Here is a 13592-nt window from a genome sequence, read left to right as displayed (position 1 = left end):
ACCTTGACTCCATTATCGTTTTCGAGGCGCCGACCGGCTGTTCCGACCGGCTACCTCTGCCCTCGCCTGATGCTTGATCGCGCCGCCCTCTCGCGAACGGCTGTGAGGCCGCTACTGCGCTCGCGCGCCGCGTGCGGCGCGCCTGAACACCTGATCCGGCACCTCCTGGCGCCTCGCGCGCAGGCGGGGCGCGCGCTCGTTCAAACCCGCTCGAGCGCCAGTGCGACGCCCATGCCGCCGCCGATACACAGCGAAGCGAGACCCTTCTTCGCATCGCGCTTCTGCATTTCATACAGCAGCGTGACGAGAATCCGGCAGCCGGACGCACCGATCGGGTGGCCGATCGCAATCGCCCCGCCGTTCACGTTGATCTTCGACGTGTCCCAGCCCATCTGCTTATGTACCGCGAGCGCCTGAGCGGCGAACGCTTCGTTGATTTCCATCAGGTCGAGATCGTTCACGCTCCAGCCTGCCCGCTCGAGGCAGCGGCGCGAAGCCGGTACCGGGCCCATGCCCATGACCTTCGGATCGACACCCGCGTTTGCGTACGCCTTGATGCGCGCAAGCGGCGTGAGGCCGAGCGCTTCCGCTTTCTTCGCGGACATCACGAGCACCGCCGCCGCGCCGTCGTTCAGACCTGACGCGTTGGCCGCCGTGACCGTGCCTTCTTTCGAGAAAGCCGGCTTGAGCCCTGCAAGCGATTCAGCCGTCACACCGTGGCGCACGAACTCGTCGGTGGCGAAACGCACCGGGTCGCCCTTGCGCTGCGGGATTTCGACCGGCACGATTTCGTCGTTGAAACGGCCCGACTTCTGCGCGGCTTCGGCCTTGTTCTGCGACAACGCCGCAAACGCGTCCTGCTGTTCGCGCGTGATGTCGAATTCCTTCGCGACGTTTTCAGCCGTTACGCCCATGTGGTACTGGTTGTACACGTCCCACAGGCCGTCGACGATCATCGAGTCGATCAGCTTTGCGTCGCCCATACGGAAACCGTCGCGCGAGCCAGGCAGCACGTGCGGTGCGGCGCTCATGTTTTCCTGACCGCCGGCGATCACGATGTCCGCGTCGCCCGCAATGATCGCGTTGGCGGCTAGCATGACCGCTTTCAGGCCCGAACCGCAGACCTTGTTGATCGTCATGCCCGGCACTGCCGCAGGCAGACCGGCCTTGATCAGCGACTGGCGCGCCGGATTCTGCCCCGAGCCCGCCGTCAGCACCTGACCCAGGATCACTTCACTCACCTGCTCGGGCTTCATGCCCGCGCGTTCCAGCACCGCGCGGATCACCGTCGCGCCGAGTTCGGGCGCCGCGATCTTCGCCAGCGACCCACCGAATTTGCCTACTGCCGTACGGGCGGCCGATACGATCACAACATCAGTCATTTCGATATCCTCCGGGCACATCGGCTGATTACGCCGCAGCCCGTCACGTTAAAAATCTTGTTGCTCGTCAAAAACGCTCACTCGTCCCGTTGCCTGCGTCCGGTCGAACCACACGCCGCAGCGCCTCACTCGCGCTGCCGCACGTACCGCCCCGGTGCCGGCTCGATTACCGGGAACTCCTGCGATCCCGCCGCCGCGCGCGGCTTCACCTTCTTGCCGCCGTACTGATCGAGCCATGTGGTCCACTCGGGCCACCAGCTGCCGGGTACTTCCTTCGCCGCGCCGAGCCATTCGTCAGGCGTTTCCGGCAATTCCGCGGTTTCACCGTCGAGCGTCCAGTAACTGCGTTTCTTTTTCGCGGGCGGATTGATCACGCCGGCGATATGACCCGACGCGCCGAGTACGAACTTCAACGGACCGGTGAGGAGCGGCACCGACGCATAAGCCGTTTGCCACGGCACGATATGGTCTTCGCGCGAACCGTAGATGAAGGTGGGCACGTCGACCTTCGACAGGTCCACCGGCTCGCCGCAAGTAGTCAGCGCGCCTGGCTCGCGCAGACGGTTTTCGAGGTACGTATTGCGCAGATACCAGACATACATGGGGCCCGGCAGGCTTGTCGAGTCGCTGTTCCAGTACAGCAGGTCGAACGGCACCGGCGTGCGTCCCTTCAGATAATTGTCGACCACGTAGTTCCACACGAGGTCGTTCGGCCGCAGGAACGAAAACGCGTTGGCGAATTCGACCCCGCGCATCAGTCCCGGCGGCGTACCGTTCTTGCCGCCGATGGTCTGCTCGCGCATCTGCACATGCGCTTCGTCGACGAAGATATCGAGAACGCCCGTATCGGAGAAGTCGAGCATCGCGGTGAGCAGCGTCATCGACGCAGCCGGATGTTCGCCGCGCGCCGCGGCCACCGCGAGCGCCGTGGCGAGCAGCGTGCCGCCCACGCAGAAGCCGAGCGTGTTGATCTGCTCGCGCCCGCTGATCCGGCTCACCGTTTCCAGAGCCGTGAGAACGCCTTCACCGACGTAGTCGTCCCACGTTTTATGGGCGATCGACGCATCCGCGTTACGCCAGGAAATCAGAAACACCTGATGTCCCGAATCGAGCACGTGCGCGACCAGCGAGTTTTCCGGCTGAAGATCGAGAATGTAGTACTTGTTGATGCAAGGCGGCACGATCAGCAACGGACGCTCGCGTACGGTCGCCGTGCGCGGCTTGTACTGAATCAGCTGCATCAGCTCGTTTTCGAAAACGACCGAGCCTTCGGTGGTCGCGAGATTTTCGCCGACCACGAAGCGCGATTCGTCTGTTTGCGAAATCTTGCCGCGCTGCATGTCCGTAAGCAGATTCATCACGCCTTGACGCAAGCTCTCGCCATGGCTTTCCAGCAAGGTTTTTTGCGCCTCGGGATTCAACGCGAGGAAGTTGCTCGGCGATGCGGCGGCCGTCCATTGCTGAACTGCGAAGCGGATGCGCTCGCGCACTTTCGGTTCGGCTTCCAGCGCGTCGACCATTTCCTGCAGATAGCGCGCGTTCAGCAGATACCAGGCAGCGGTGAATGCGAAGGCCGGCGTGGAACTCCATGCGTCCGAACTGAAGCGGCGGTCCTTGAGTTCGGGCGCCTTCGGTGCCGCGCCGTTGCCGCTCGCCTGCTGAAGCAGGACCATTGCTTCGCGCGTGTAGTCGGCTTGCAATTTCTGCAGACGCTCGGGGGGAATCGCCGCGGCTGGCATATTTAAGCCTGCCAGCGACGGCATGGCTGGCATCGCACCCGCTGCCAGCTTGCTGAAGTCAGGCATGCCTGGGAAGCCGGGGAAAGACCCGAGTCCTGGAAACGACGCTGGGAATGTTCCAGGAAATGCTCCTGAAAACGACGGCATTTGCGGCAAGCTCCAGGGTGTCGCGCCTTGCGCTGGAGGAACCTGCGGCATGGCGAACGGCGTGACGTTGCCACCGGGCGCCGCGCCGAGCGCGCGCCACGCATTTAACCAGGCGTCGAAAAATTGCTGCATGCCCGCGGCCGGTGTAGCTCCGCTCGTGTCGGCCTGCTGCGTTTGCTCCTTCGAGGAGTCGGTGCTGGGGGAAGCTGAGGAATGAGAAGCTGCCATACCTGCTTTTGACCGGTAAGTCCTTGCGGACGGTTGAGAGGCAGGTTCATGCGCACGTGGGCGATCGCTCGCGCCCTCGTCACGCCCTGTCCCATGTACGAGGAGCTGTGAGAAACATTCTTGCTCCCCATCGCAAGGCATGTCAATGCTTGTTCCCGATTTTGCCGCAGTGCGATAGTTTTTTAATTATCGTTTTCCCTGTATCGCCTGACGTGATTTTCGGCCATATGTCAAACGCATGGCTGATCTGCAAAAAAGCTCGCGTTCTACGGCGCTTTAATCACATTTATTAAGCGCAGCACAGCGCTGAATCGCGGCTGGTTTATCGACTCGATCAGGTTCCGGCAGCGCAGCAAAAAGCGTAGTTCCCACTATGGGAAACGGTCAAACGTATGCTCATGGATAGCGCGGCGTGCGACGCGTGCGAACGGTTGCCGTGTGCCGAGGCCGCACGTTAGTCGTCATATCGTTAGGCCCGGGATCACACAGCGGGTCAGTCGCTGAACGTCAGTCACCGAGTGTTTGTGCCTGATCGTCGAGCCAGATCAAGGCGGCCATCCGGCCGGTCTCCCGATCGCGACGATACGAATAGAACCGTTCACGTTGCGTGACCGTGCACAGATCGCCGCCGGCAATGCGCGTCACGCCGAGCCGCTGCAAACGCAAGCGCGCCAGCGCAGGAAGGTCCGCAAGGTATTTGCCGGCGTTTCGAGGATGTTCGACGAAAGCACTCGACGTGGCCTCGCGCCCGCTTTTGTCCGTGCCGTTCATGAAGGCGTCACGCACGTCCGCACCTACTTCGAACGACTCCGGTCCAATGCACGGTCCGAGGTACGCGTGCAACTTGCCCGCTTGCACGCCGGCGAGGTCCGCGACGCGCTGCGCCGTTTGCTCCACGATGCCTGCCGCGAGTCCGCGCCATCCCGCATGCGCCGCGCCGACTGCGCGCCCCGCTTCGTCGCACAACAGCACCGGCATGCAGTCGGCGATCATCACGACGCACGCGATGCCCGCACGATCGGTAACGCTCGCGTCAGCCTGCGCCGGCGCACCGCTCGCGCGCGCTTCGCTAAGCGCGTCTTCTGCACGCACGATGCGCGCTCCGTGAACCTGATCGAGCCACGCTGCCTCATTCAAGCCAGCTAGTTCCAGGAGCCGCGCGCGATTGGCGGCGACGGCCGCCGGATCGTCACCGGATTTCATCCCGAGATTGAGGCCGCCGGGCTGGTCCGCGCCGTCGCGCCAACGCCCGAACGGCGGCTCGCTCACGCCGCCGTCGCGCGTGGTGACGAGCGCACGCACGCGCGGCGCCACGTTCCAGGCGGGTTGCACGACATCGGCAAAGCTCAGTTGCGGCAGGCTCGTCATGCGCGATCGTCCTCGTCTTGCTCTGAATGGTCCGCGGCTGCGTCGTCTTCATCGTGCTCATCGAGGTCGTCCATCTCCTCGCCAAGCGACGCTTCGTAGCCGTCTTCCTCATAGTACGTCTCGTCGAAATCGCCCGCATCGTCGCGGCCGAGACCGAGCGCCGCCGACAGCGCCGCGATGTCCTCGGGCACGTCGGCGCGCCATTGCATCGTGCGGCCGGTTTTCGGATGAATCAGACCAAGGCGCCATGCATGCAGCGCCTGACGCGCGAACTCGCCCGGCAGCGGCGTAACAGAACGCTTGCCGCGGGCGCGGCCGTAGACAGGATCGCCGAGCAGCGGGTGGCCGATGTGCGCGCAGTGCACGCGGATCTGATGCGTACGGCCGGTTTCCAGATCGCAATGGATCGCGGTGACCGGCTGACGCTGCCAGATCGCCGTATCGACGCGCCGGAAATGCGTGCGCGCCGGTTTGCCCGATGCGCCCGTAACCACTGCCATGCGGGTACGCTCGCGCGGATCGCGGCCGATCGGCGCGTCGATCGTGCCTTCTTCGGGCATGTTGCCCCACACGAGCGCGAGATAGCGGCGCTTCACCGTGCGCGCCTGCAACTGGCGCACGAGGTCGGTCTGCGCTTCGAGCGTGCGCGCAACCACCATCAGCCCTGACGTTTCCTTGTCCAGCCGATGCACGATGCCCGCGCGCGGCAAGCCCGCCGCCGCGTCTCCGTAACGGTACAGCAGACCGTTCAGCATCGTGCCGCTCCAGTTGCCGGCCGCGGGATGCACGACCATGCCGGCCGGTTTGTTGATGACCACGAGCGTGTCGTCTTCGTAGACGATTTCCAGCGGCACCGGTTCGGGCGTGAACGCGAGCTGTTCGGGCAGCAGATCCGGCACGAGTTCGATCGTCGCGCCGAGCGGAACCGGCTGGCGGATTTTCGCGGGCTTGCCGTCGATGCGCACGCGCTCCGCCTCGATCCAGCTTTGAAGGCGGTTGCGCGAAAACTCGGGGAACACGCGCGCGAGCACCTTGTCGAGGCGCTCGCCCGCCAGTTCGTCCGGCACCACGACATGGCGCGGGGTTTCGTCGGTGACACGGTTCGCCACGGTGGGTATCGTGCTCGCCGCACGGGCCTCGCCGAGCGCGTCGACGCCGAGATCGTCGTCGAGCGAATCGGCGCCCAACGCGTCGGAGGGGTCGGCGCTTACGTTATAATCTTCGTTGCTATTCCCGGCACCGGTTGCAGCGCCTGGAGTATTTGAGCGGGTCATTGAGTCTGGGTCACCTGGACGTAAAGCTAGACTGGAAAATGCGAGCCTTGAACACCATCACTAAAGCGGCGATCAATTTGAAGGCCATGAAGAACGCGGCCCGGAAAGTGGCCGGATACATTGCGTGTGCCGCAGCCGTCGCGGTTGTTGCGGCTTGCCACGGCCTGCCGGAGAAGACCGACGAAACGGCAACGTGGAACAACAACAAATTATATACGGAGGCGAACGACGCCTTGAGCGGCGGCGATTTCGGCAAGTGCGCGAAATACTTCGAAATGCTCGAAGGCCGCGACCCGTTCGGCCACTTCGCACAGCAGGCGCAGATCAACGTCGCGTATTGCAACTGGAAAGACAATGAAGCCGCGGCCGCCGACCAGGCTATCGACCGCTTCATCCAGCTGCACCCCGATCACCCGGACATCGCGTATGCGTACTACCTGAAGGGCATGATCCACTTCAACGACGACCTCGGTCTCTTCGGCCGTTTCTCCGGTCAGGACATGAGCGAGCGCGATCCGAAGTCGCTGCGTGAGTCGTACGACGCGTTCAAGGTCGTTGTCGACCGTTATCCGAACAGCAAATACGCGCCCGACGCCGCACAGCGCATGCGCTACATCGTGAACGCGCTCGCGTCTCACGAAGTCCACGCGGCAGACTACTACTACCGTCGCGGCGCCTATGTGGCTGCGATCAACCGCGCGCAACTCGCGTTGAAGGAATACAAGAACGCACCGGCTATCGAAGACGCACTGCACATCATGATGCTGTCGTACGAGAAGCTGAACCAGCCGCAACTGGCCGACGACACGAAGCGCGTCCTGGCCGGCACCTTCCCCGACAGCCCGTACATCACGGGCCATGCAAGGCCGGGTAAGGAAAAGTCGTGGTGGCAGTTCTAAGCCGCGCGGCACGCTGAAACATCGGCTGCAAGTGAAAAACGCCACGACCCAGGTCGTGGCGTTTTGCTTTGTGCGGTGGGTCCAAGCGTCGGTCTATGCGTTCGCTGATGCGTTCATGCGTTCGCGCTTCGTCAATCGCGCTCGAACAACGCAATCGACTCCACATGCGACGTGTGCGGGAACATGTTGACGACGCCCGCACCCACCAGCCGGTAGCCCGCCTCATGCACGAGCAGACCGGAGTCGCGCGCAAGCGTCGACGGGTTGCAGGACACGTAGACAATACGCTGCGGCAGCGGCCCTTCGCCGCTCTGAGCAATCTCCGCCAAAGCTTTCGCGACCGCGAGCGCACCTTCGCGCGGCGGGTCGATCAGGAACTTGTCGAAGTGGCCGAGCGCACGAATGTCGTCGGCGGTAACTTCGAAAAGATTGCGGCACGCGAACGACGTGTGCGCCGCCACGCCGTTCAGCTCCGCGTTGGCGAGCGCGCGCGAGGTCAGCACTTCGCTGCCTTCGATACCCACTACTTCCTTCGCGACACGCGCGAGTGGCAGCGTGAAGTTGCCGATCCCGCAGAACAGGTCGAGCACGCGGTCGGTGCGCGCCGGCGCCAGCAGGCGTAGCGCGCGGCTCACGAGCACGCGGTTGATCGCGTGATTGACCTGCGTGAAGTCAGTCGGCTTGAACGGCATCCGGATGTCGTATTCCGGCAGCGCGTAGTCGAGCTGCACATCGAGCGGATAGAGAGGCGTGACGGTGTCGGGCCCGCCCGGCTGAATCCAGAACTGGACCTTGTGCTCGTCGGCGAATTCGCGCAGCACCTGCTCGTCGGCAGAAGTCAACGGCTCCAGGTTGCGCACGACGAGCGCCGTCACCGACGACCCGACCGCCAGTTCGAGCTGCGGCATGCGATCGTAAATGGACAGCTTGCGCACCATGAAGCGCAGCGGCATCAGCATGGCCGATACATGCGGCGGCAGAACCTCGCACGTTTTCATATCCGCGATGTAGCTGCTCTTCTTCTCGTGAAAGCCGATGCGCATGCCGCCTTTTTCCGGCAGAAAACGCACCGCGAGACGCGCGCGGTAGCGGTAGCCCCAAGCCGGTCCGTGAATCGGCCTGAACACCGTTTCGGGACGCAGCTTCGCCAGATGCTGAAGGTTGTCCTCGAGCACGCGCTGCTTGACCGCGACTTGCGCGCGAATATCCAGATGCTGCATCGAGCAGCCGCCGCAAATGTCGAAGTACACACACTTCGGCTTGGTCCGCATCACGCTTTCGCGGAATACCTGGACGACTTCGGCCTGCTCGAATTTAGGCTTGCTGCGATGTGTCGAGTAGCTCACGCGCTCACCGGGCAGCGCGCCTTCGACGAAGACCACCTTGCCGGGCGTGCCGTCCTCGCTCTCAATGCGGCCAACGCCGCGGGCTTCCATATCGAGCGAAACGATTTCAATGACCGGTTCATTGCCGGTAATGACGAGCGCTGGCGCCGGAGCGGGCGTCTTATGATATTTCGACGGGCGCTTCGGCGAGCGACGGTGGGGGGCAGTTCGGGACACCTGCTACTTCCTGGCAAACTTTGGGGAAAGGCGAGATTGTAGACGAAGCGCCGGGCGACGCCCTCACCCCACGCGCATCGCCGGCACCGCCTGCAGCGCTACTGATCGAACGCTGCAAGATACTCCGCCCATTGTGGCGCCGTTTCGAGCGCCAGTGCGTTCTTGACCAGATTGATCTCGTCGGCGTATTCCGCGGCGGAAAATGCGCCTCGAATGAGCTGAAAGCGGCAATAGAGCAGATACGTATTGACGACGTCGGTCTCGCAGTAATTACGGATTTCCTCAATCCGCCCTTCCTGATACGCATGCCACACCTGGCTGCCGTCCATACCCATCTTGCCGGGAAAGCCGCACATTTTCGCCAGCGCGTCGAGCGGCGCGTTGGCGCGCGCCTGGTACATCGCGAGCACGTCCATCAGATCGGTGTGGCGCGCATGATAACGGCTGATGTAGTTGTTCCACTTGAACTCGCGGTCGTCCTCGCCGAGATCCCAGAACCGGTAGGCGGGTATCCCGTTGACGAGCGCGCGATAGTTCAACACCGGCAAGTCGAAGCCCCCGCCGTTCCACGACACGAGCTGCGGCGTGTACTTCTCGATCACGCGATAAAACGACTGCACGAGCGCCGCTTCGCTGTCTTCCAGCGTGCCGAGCGAGCGCACGCGAAAACCGTTGTTGTCGCGGAACACGCAGGAAATTGCGGCGATCCGTTGCAGATGATGCGGCAGAAAATCGCTGCCCGTCTTGTCGCGGCGGGCAGCGAACGCATGCTCGGCGACTTCGGCGTCGCTCATTGTGGCGGGCAAATCTTCGAGGCGGCGGATGCCGGCGACATCGGGAATTGTCTCGATGTCGAAAACAAGAATCGGTGTCATCTGGTTAGAGAACGGCGTCTTTCCGAACGCCGTTGGAGGCGAAAAAGCGCTTCAAGCGCACGAGCGCTTCTTGCTGAATCTGGCGCACACGCTCGCGCGTGAGGCCCATTTCGTCGGCGAGTTCTTCGAGCGTGGCGGGCTCGATGTGGTTCAGGCCGAACCGGCGTTCGATCACATGACGGTGCTTGTCCGACAAGCGTGCAAGCCACGCGCGCGTGAGCGTTTCCAGTTCGCGATGCTGGACTTCCGCGTCCGGCGACTGGCTCTGGTCATCGGACAACAGATCGAGCAGGCTGCTGGCGGGATCGAGATCGAGCGGTGCGTCTAGCGACGCCGTGTGCTCGTTCAGCGCGAGAATGTCAGTGACTTCGTCAGTGGTCTTACCAGTCAGATATGCAATGTCGTCGATGCTGGCGTCGCGGCGCTCGGCTGCTTCGCCCGAATTCATCGAATTTTTTTCCAGATGGCGCTTTGCACGCAGCACCTGATTGAGCTCGCGAATCACGTGCACCGGCAAGCGCACGGTGCGCGCCTGGTTCATGATCGCGCGCTCGATGCTCTGTCGGATCCACCACGTCGCGTAAGTAGAAAACCGGAAGCCGCGCGTGGGATCGAATTTTTCGATCGCATGCATCAGGCCGAGGTTGCCCTCTTCGATCAGATCGAGCAGCGGCACGCCGCGGTTCAGATAACCCTTAGCGATGCTGACGACAAGCCGCAGATTGCGCTCGATCATTACCTGCCGTGCTTCGAACTCGCCCGCCTTCGCAAGACGGGAGTACTTCTGCTCCTCTTCGACGGTGAGGAGCGGCTTAACGCTGATGCGGTTCAGATAATGCTGGATCGTGTCGGCCGTTAGCTCGGCCTGCAGCAGCGCGCGGAAGTCGTCGGCGTCGGGCACGACCTCGGCCGCGCCTTCGCGCGCGTCGCCGCCTTCTTCCGCGCTTTGACGCTCGTCGAGTTCGCGTTCTTCAACAGTCTCTTCTTCCGCTTCGGAAGCGCCGCTTTCGTCCACCGAAGCGGACGTGGCATCGCTGATCGTTTCAGATTCGGCTTGCGGCAGGCGGCGCTTCGATTTCGGCATGGTCGTATCGCTTATTGCGGCGGCAAATACTTCAGTGGGTCGACAGGTTTACCCTGTCGGCGAACTTCGAAATGCAACATGACGCGGTCTGAATCGCTGTTACCCATCTCGGCGATTTTCTGCCCTTTCGTTACCGCGTCCCCCTCTTTTACCATCAAAGAGCGGTTGTGTGCATATGCGGTGAGATAAGTTGCATCATGCTTGATGATAATGAGATTGCCGTAACCACGCAGCCCATTTCCGGCATAAACCACGCGGCCGTCGGCGGAGGCCTTTACTGCATCGCCCGCCGCGCCGCCAATGTTGACACCTTTGTTTGTCGAATCGTTAAATGTACCGAGCAACGGGCCACGCACCGGCCACGCGAAGTTCACGTTGCCGGATGCGCCGGCGCTCGAATCGCTCGCCGCACCTGCCGCACCTGTACTGGACGGCGGCGTCAGCGCAGCGTTGTTCGCAGTCGTACCGTAGATCGGCGGCGCGGCGACGCCGGCCGCACCACCTGCGGACGGCGACGTGCCGTTCAGCGGCGCGCCCTGCACTGCGCCGGTGCTGCCGATGGGCGCGGTCGTCACGCCCGGCGTCAACGCGGCGGTATTCGCGCCCGGCGGCACGACGCGCAGCAGTTGATCCACCTCGATCTGATTCGGGTTCGTGAGATTGTTCCACGCGGAAATGTCACGGTAGTTCTGGCCGTTCTCGAGTGCGATCCGATACAGCGTGTCGCCAGGCTTCACGCGGTAGTAGCCCGGCGGCGGCGGCCCGAGCGGCACCGGCGGCTGCTGCGCAGCCTGCGTGCTGAGCACATTGCCGCCGGAGCGGTCGACGACCGGCGCCTGATCGAGCCGGGATGCACAGGCTGTCATCAACAGGGACAAGGCGAGCACGCACACGCTGCGCTGGGTTACGGACATAGGGATATTCAGACTGGTTCTTTGCATCGCGCGCAACATACTCATCGGTGTCAAATCACTCCGGATTTTAAGGGTACAAAGAAAACGCGATCAAGCCGCGACTCGCGCCACTGCGCCGGTCCGAGACGCTCGACGAGCGTCAGTACCTGGCTCTGACCTTCCTGCGAGCCGACCGGCGCGATCAGACGGCCGCCGATCGCGAGTTGTTCAAGTAATGCTTGCGGTACGTCGAGGCCCGCGGCGGCGATCAGAATGGCGTCGAACGGCGCCGCCGACGGCAGACCCAAACGCCCGTCGCCATAGTGCAGCCGGATGTTCGGAATTCGCAGCGGACGCAAGTTTGTCTTCGCGCGCTCGGACAACGGCTTGATCCGTTCGATCGAATACACCTCGCGCGCGACCTGGCTCAGCACCGCCGCCTGATAACCGCAACCCGTGCCGATTTCGAGCACGTTGGTCAGCGTGCGGCCCGCCGCCGCGAGTTCGATCATTCGCGCGACCACCGACGGCTTCGAGATAGTCTGGTGATGCCCGATCGGCAGCGCCGCATCTTCGTAGGCCTGAACCGCGAGACCCGGGTCGACGAACATGTGGCGCGGCACGACCGACATCGCGTTCAACACGCGCTGATCGGTAACGCCGTTCGCACGCAGGCGTTCGACCATGCGTTCGCGAACCCGTTCCGAGGTCAACGCCATGGCCCCGTTCAAAGCGACGTTCGGCGCAGCGCTGCGCTCTGCCGGCCGGCTTGCGGATTTTGCCGACGACGCCAATTGCGCAGTGGGTTTGGCTGGCGCTCGCGTGGGCGCCGGTGCCGGCGCAGCGCTTCTGCCCGATGACGACGGCCGCACGGTCGCACTTTGCACGACGGGCCTCGCCGGCGTTTTCGCTGCAGGCGCGGGCGCGGCAAGCGGCTTAGGCGGCGTCATGACTTGTGGCCTCGCCTGCGCACCGACCGGCGACTTTGCCGGGACCGGCGCCTGCACTCGACCTTGCTTCGACTGCGGTTTGCCCGCTACACCGGGCTGCAGATTCCTGGCGGGCTGCTGACGCGCATTAAGCGCCGCGCTCGCGGCAAGTGCTGCGGCGCGTACCTCGCCCGGACGGCCTTCCGGCCGGCGCGGCTCGCGCACTAGATCTTCGAGACCGAGCGGGAAGCGCTTCGCGCGCTCGCTCGTCATGAAGCGCCGCTACCCGCGCGCGCCCAGTCGCGCGCCGCCGGCAACATCTGCGTGTGGGTCAGATCCAGTTGCAGCGGCGTGATCGACACATGACCGTTGGCGACTGCGTGGAAATCGGTCCCTTCGCTAGCATCGCGGGCGCTGCCCGACGGTCCGATCCAGTAGATCGGCTCGCCGCGCGGATTAGTCTGGCGGATCACCGGCTGGGACGGGTGCCGCTTGCCAAGGCGCGTGATATGCCAGCTGCGCAATTGCTCGTACGGCAGGTTCGGAATATTGACGTTCAGAAGCGGATGCCCCGGCAGCGGATGTGCAAGATAGTGCGCGACGATCTCTGCGGCGACGCGCACCGCGTCTTCGAGATGCACCCAGTCCTTGTCGACCAGCGAGAAGGCGATGGCCGGCACCCCGAACATGATGCCTTCCGTAGCGGCCGCGACGGTGCCCGAATAGAGCGTGTCTTCGCCCATGTTCTGACCGTTGTTGATACCCGACACGACGAGATCGGGCGTGTGGTCGAACATGCCCGTCAGCGCGATGTGCACGGAGTCGGTAGGCGTGCCGTTCACGTAGTAGAAACCATTGGCCGAGCGCAGCACCGAAAGCGGCCGCGACAACGTCAGAGAATTGGACGCGCCGCTGCAGTTCTGTTCGGGTGCCATCACGGTGACGTCCGCGAGCGGCTTGAGCGCTTCGTAAAGCGCGGCAAGGCCGGGCGCCAGATAACCGTCGTCGTTGCTGAGTAGAATTCGCATGCGGCGATTGTAACCGAGGAAAGAAGGCGCGCGAACGACAGACCGGGGTGTTGCGCGCACCACGCAAAGCGCAGACGCCGGGCTCGCGATAAGGCGCACGAGGCTTGCAGCAACGCGACCTGCGCGCTCCGCCAACGGGGATAAACGTACGGTCGTACGGATGCTTTACACTCGAAGCGACTGT

The 13592-nt window shown here is 63.4% G+C and carries 11 protein-coding genes; 1 reads left to right on the top strand and 10 read right to left on the bottom strand.

All coding sequences use genetic code 11. The features are described 5' to 3' along the window. Positions 1-200 precede the first annotated feature (200 nt). From SB753_RS09745 to SB753_RS09730, 4 genes are all read right to left on the bottom strand, one after another. The gene (locus tag SB753_RS09745; protein ID WP_410800060.1) at positions 201-1382 is read right to left on the bottom strand and encodes an acetyl-CoA C-acetyltransferase; all 1182 of its coding nucleotides are present in this window, start codon (positions 1380-1382) and stop codon (positions 201-203) included. Between the two features lie 125 nt (positions 1383-1507). Continuing rightward, a complete protein-coding gene (gene phaC, locus SB753_RS09740; RefSeq protein WP_410800059.1) occupies positions 1508-3400 on the bottom strand; it encodes a class I poly(R)-hydroxyalkanoic acid synthase in 1893 nt (630 codons plus the stop codon). Positions 3401-4003: 603 nt separating this feature from the next. Continuing rightward, positions 4004-4864: a peptidoglycan editing factor PgeF gene (gene pgeF, locus SB753_RS09735; RefSeq protein ID WP_410800058.1), complete on the bottom strand. Its 861-nt coding sequence runs from the start codon at positions 4862-4864 to the stop codon at positions 4004-4006. Further along, entirely contained in the window at positions 4861-6138 is a 1278-nt protein-coding gene (locus SB753_RS09730; protein WP_410800057.1) for an RluA family pseudouridine synthase, read from the bottom strand. The genes pgeF and SB753_RS09730 overlap by 4 nt, the downstream gene beginning before the upstream one ends. 86 nt (positions 6139-6224) lie before the next feature. Between SB753_RS09730 and SB753_RS09725 the strand changes: the two genes are divergently transcribed. Further along, positions 6225-7037: an outer membrane protein assembly factor BamD gene (locus SB753_RS09725; protein WP_123282643.1), complete on the top strand. Its 813-nt coding sequence runs from the start codon at positions 6225-6227 to the stop codon at positions 7035-7037. Between the two features lie 131 nt (positions 7038-7168). On the opposite strand, the gene rlmD is transcribed toward SB753_RS09725, so the two are convergent. The 6 genes from rlmD to surE form a co-directional block, all read right to left on the bottom strand. Further along, on the bottom strand, positions 7169-8599 hold the full coding sequence (gene rlmD, locus SB753_RS09720; RefSeq protein WP_410800056.1) for a 23S rRNA (uracil(1939)-C(5))-methyltransferase RlmD: 1431 nt from the start codon (positions 8597-8599) through the stop codon (positions 7169-7171). A 98-nt stretch (positions 8600-8697) separates the two neighbouring features. Continuing rightward, complete coding sequence (locus SB753_RS09715; protein WP_410800055.1) at positions 8698-9474, bottom strand: 3'-5' exonuclease; 777 nt, start codon at positions 9472-9474, stop codon at positions 8698-8700. Between the two features lie 4 nt (positions 9475-9478). Beyond that, positions 9479-10558, bottom strand: a complete 1080-nt coding sequence (gene rpoS / locus SB753_RS09710) for an RNA polymerase sigma factor RpoS (RefSeq protein WP_020065857.1) — start codon at positions 10556-10558, stop codon at positions 9479-9481. A gap of 11 nt (positions 10559-10569) precedes the next feature. After that, entirely contained in the window at positions 10570-11517 is a 948-nt protein-coding gene (locus tag SB753_RS09705; protein WP_088174561.1) for a peptidoglycan DD-metalloendopeptidase family protein, read from the bottom strand. Positions 11518-11522: 5 nt separating this feature from the next. After that, positions 11523-12653: a protein-L-isoaspartate(D-aspartate) O-methyltransferase gene (locus SB753_RS09700; protein WP_410800054.1), complete on the bottom strand. Its 1131-nt coding sequence runs from the start codon at positions 12651-12653 to the stop codon at positions 11523-11525. Further along, complete coding sequence (gene surE, locus SB753_RS09695) at positions 12650-13408, bottom strand: 5'/3'-nucleotidase SurE (RefSeq protein WP_020065854.1); 759 nt, start codon at positions 13406-13408, stop codon at positions 12650-12652. Before surE ends, SB753_RS09700 begins: the two co-directional genes overlap by 4 nt. Between the last annotated feature and the right edge of the window lie 184 nt (positions 13409-13592).

The sequence above is a fragment of the Paraburkholderia sp. SIMBA_053 genome, assembly GCF_046534895.1.
Taxonomy (GTDB): Bacteria; Pseudomonadota; Gammaproteobacteria; order Burkholderiales; family Burkholderiaceae; genus Paraburkholderia; species Paraburkholderia caledonica.
The sequence above is the reverse complement of the archived record's forward strand: the minus strand, read 5'-3'. Positions and strand labels throughout refer to the sequence as shown.

What these genes read in the sequence shown, in the direction of transcription:
- phaC (WP_410800059.1), bottom strand. Translation starts at nt 3,400, where the DNA reads ATGCAGCAATTTTTCGACGCCTGGTTAAATGCGTGGCGCGCGCTCGGC.
- SB753_RS09700 (WP_410800054.1), bottom strand. Translation starts at nt 12,653, where the DNA reads ATGACGAGCGAGCGCGCGAAGCGCTTCCCGCTCGGTCTCGAAGATCTA.
- SB753_RS09705 (WP_088174561.1), bottom strand. Translation starts at nt 11,517, where the DNA reads ATGAGTATGTTGCGCGCGATGCAAAGAACCAGTCTGAATATCCCTATG.
- SB753_RS09745 (WP_410800060.1), bottom strand. Translation starts at nt 1,382, where the DNA reads ATGACTGATGTTGTGATCGTATCGGCCGCCCGTACGGCAGTAGGCAAA.
- SB753_RS09725 (WP_123282643.1), top strand. Translation starts at nt 6,225, where the DNA reads ATGAAGAACGCGGCCCGGAAAGTGGCCGGATACATTGCGTGTGCCGCA.
- rpoS (WP_020065857.1), bottom strand. Translation starts at nt 10,558, where the DNA reads ATGCCGAAATCGAAGCGCCGCCTGCCGCAAGCCGAATCTGAAACGATC.
- surE (WP_020065854.1), bottom strand. Translation starts at nt 13,408, where the DNA reads ATGCGAATTCTACTCAGCAACGACGACGGTTATCTGGCGCCCGGCCTT.
- SB753_RS09730 (WP_410800057.1), bottom strand. Translation starts at nt 6,138, where the DNA reads ATGACCCGCTCAAATACTCCAGGCGCTGCAACCGGTGCCGGGAATAGC.
- pgeF (WP_410800058.1), bottom strand. Translation starts at nt 4,864, where the DNA reads ATGACGAGCCTGCCGCAACTGAGCTTTGCCGATGTCGTGCAACCCGCC.
- SB753_RS09715 (WP_410800055.1), bottom strand. Translation starts at nt 9,474, where the DNA reads ATGACACCGATTCTTGTTTTCGACATCGAGACAATTCCCGATGTCGCC.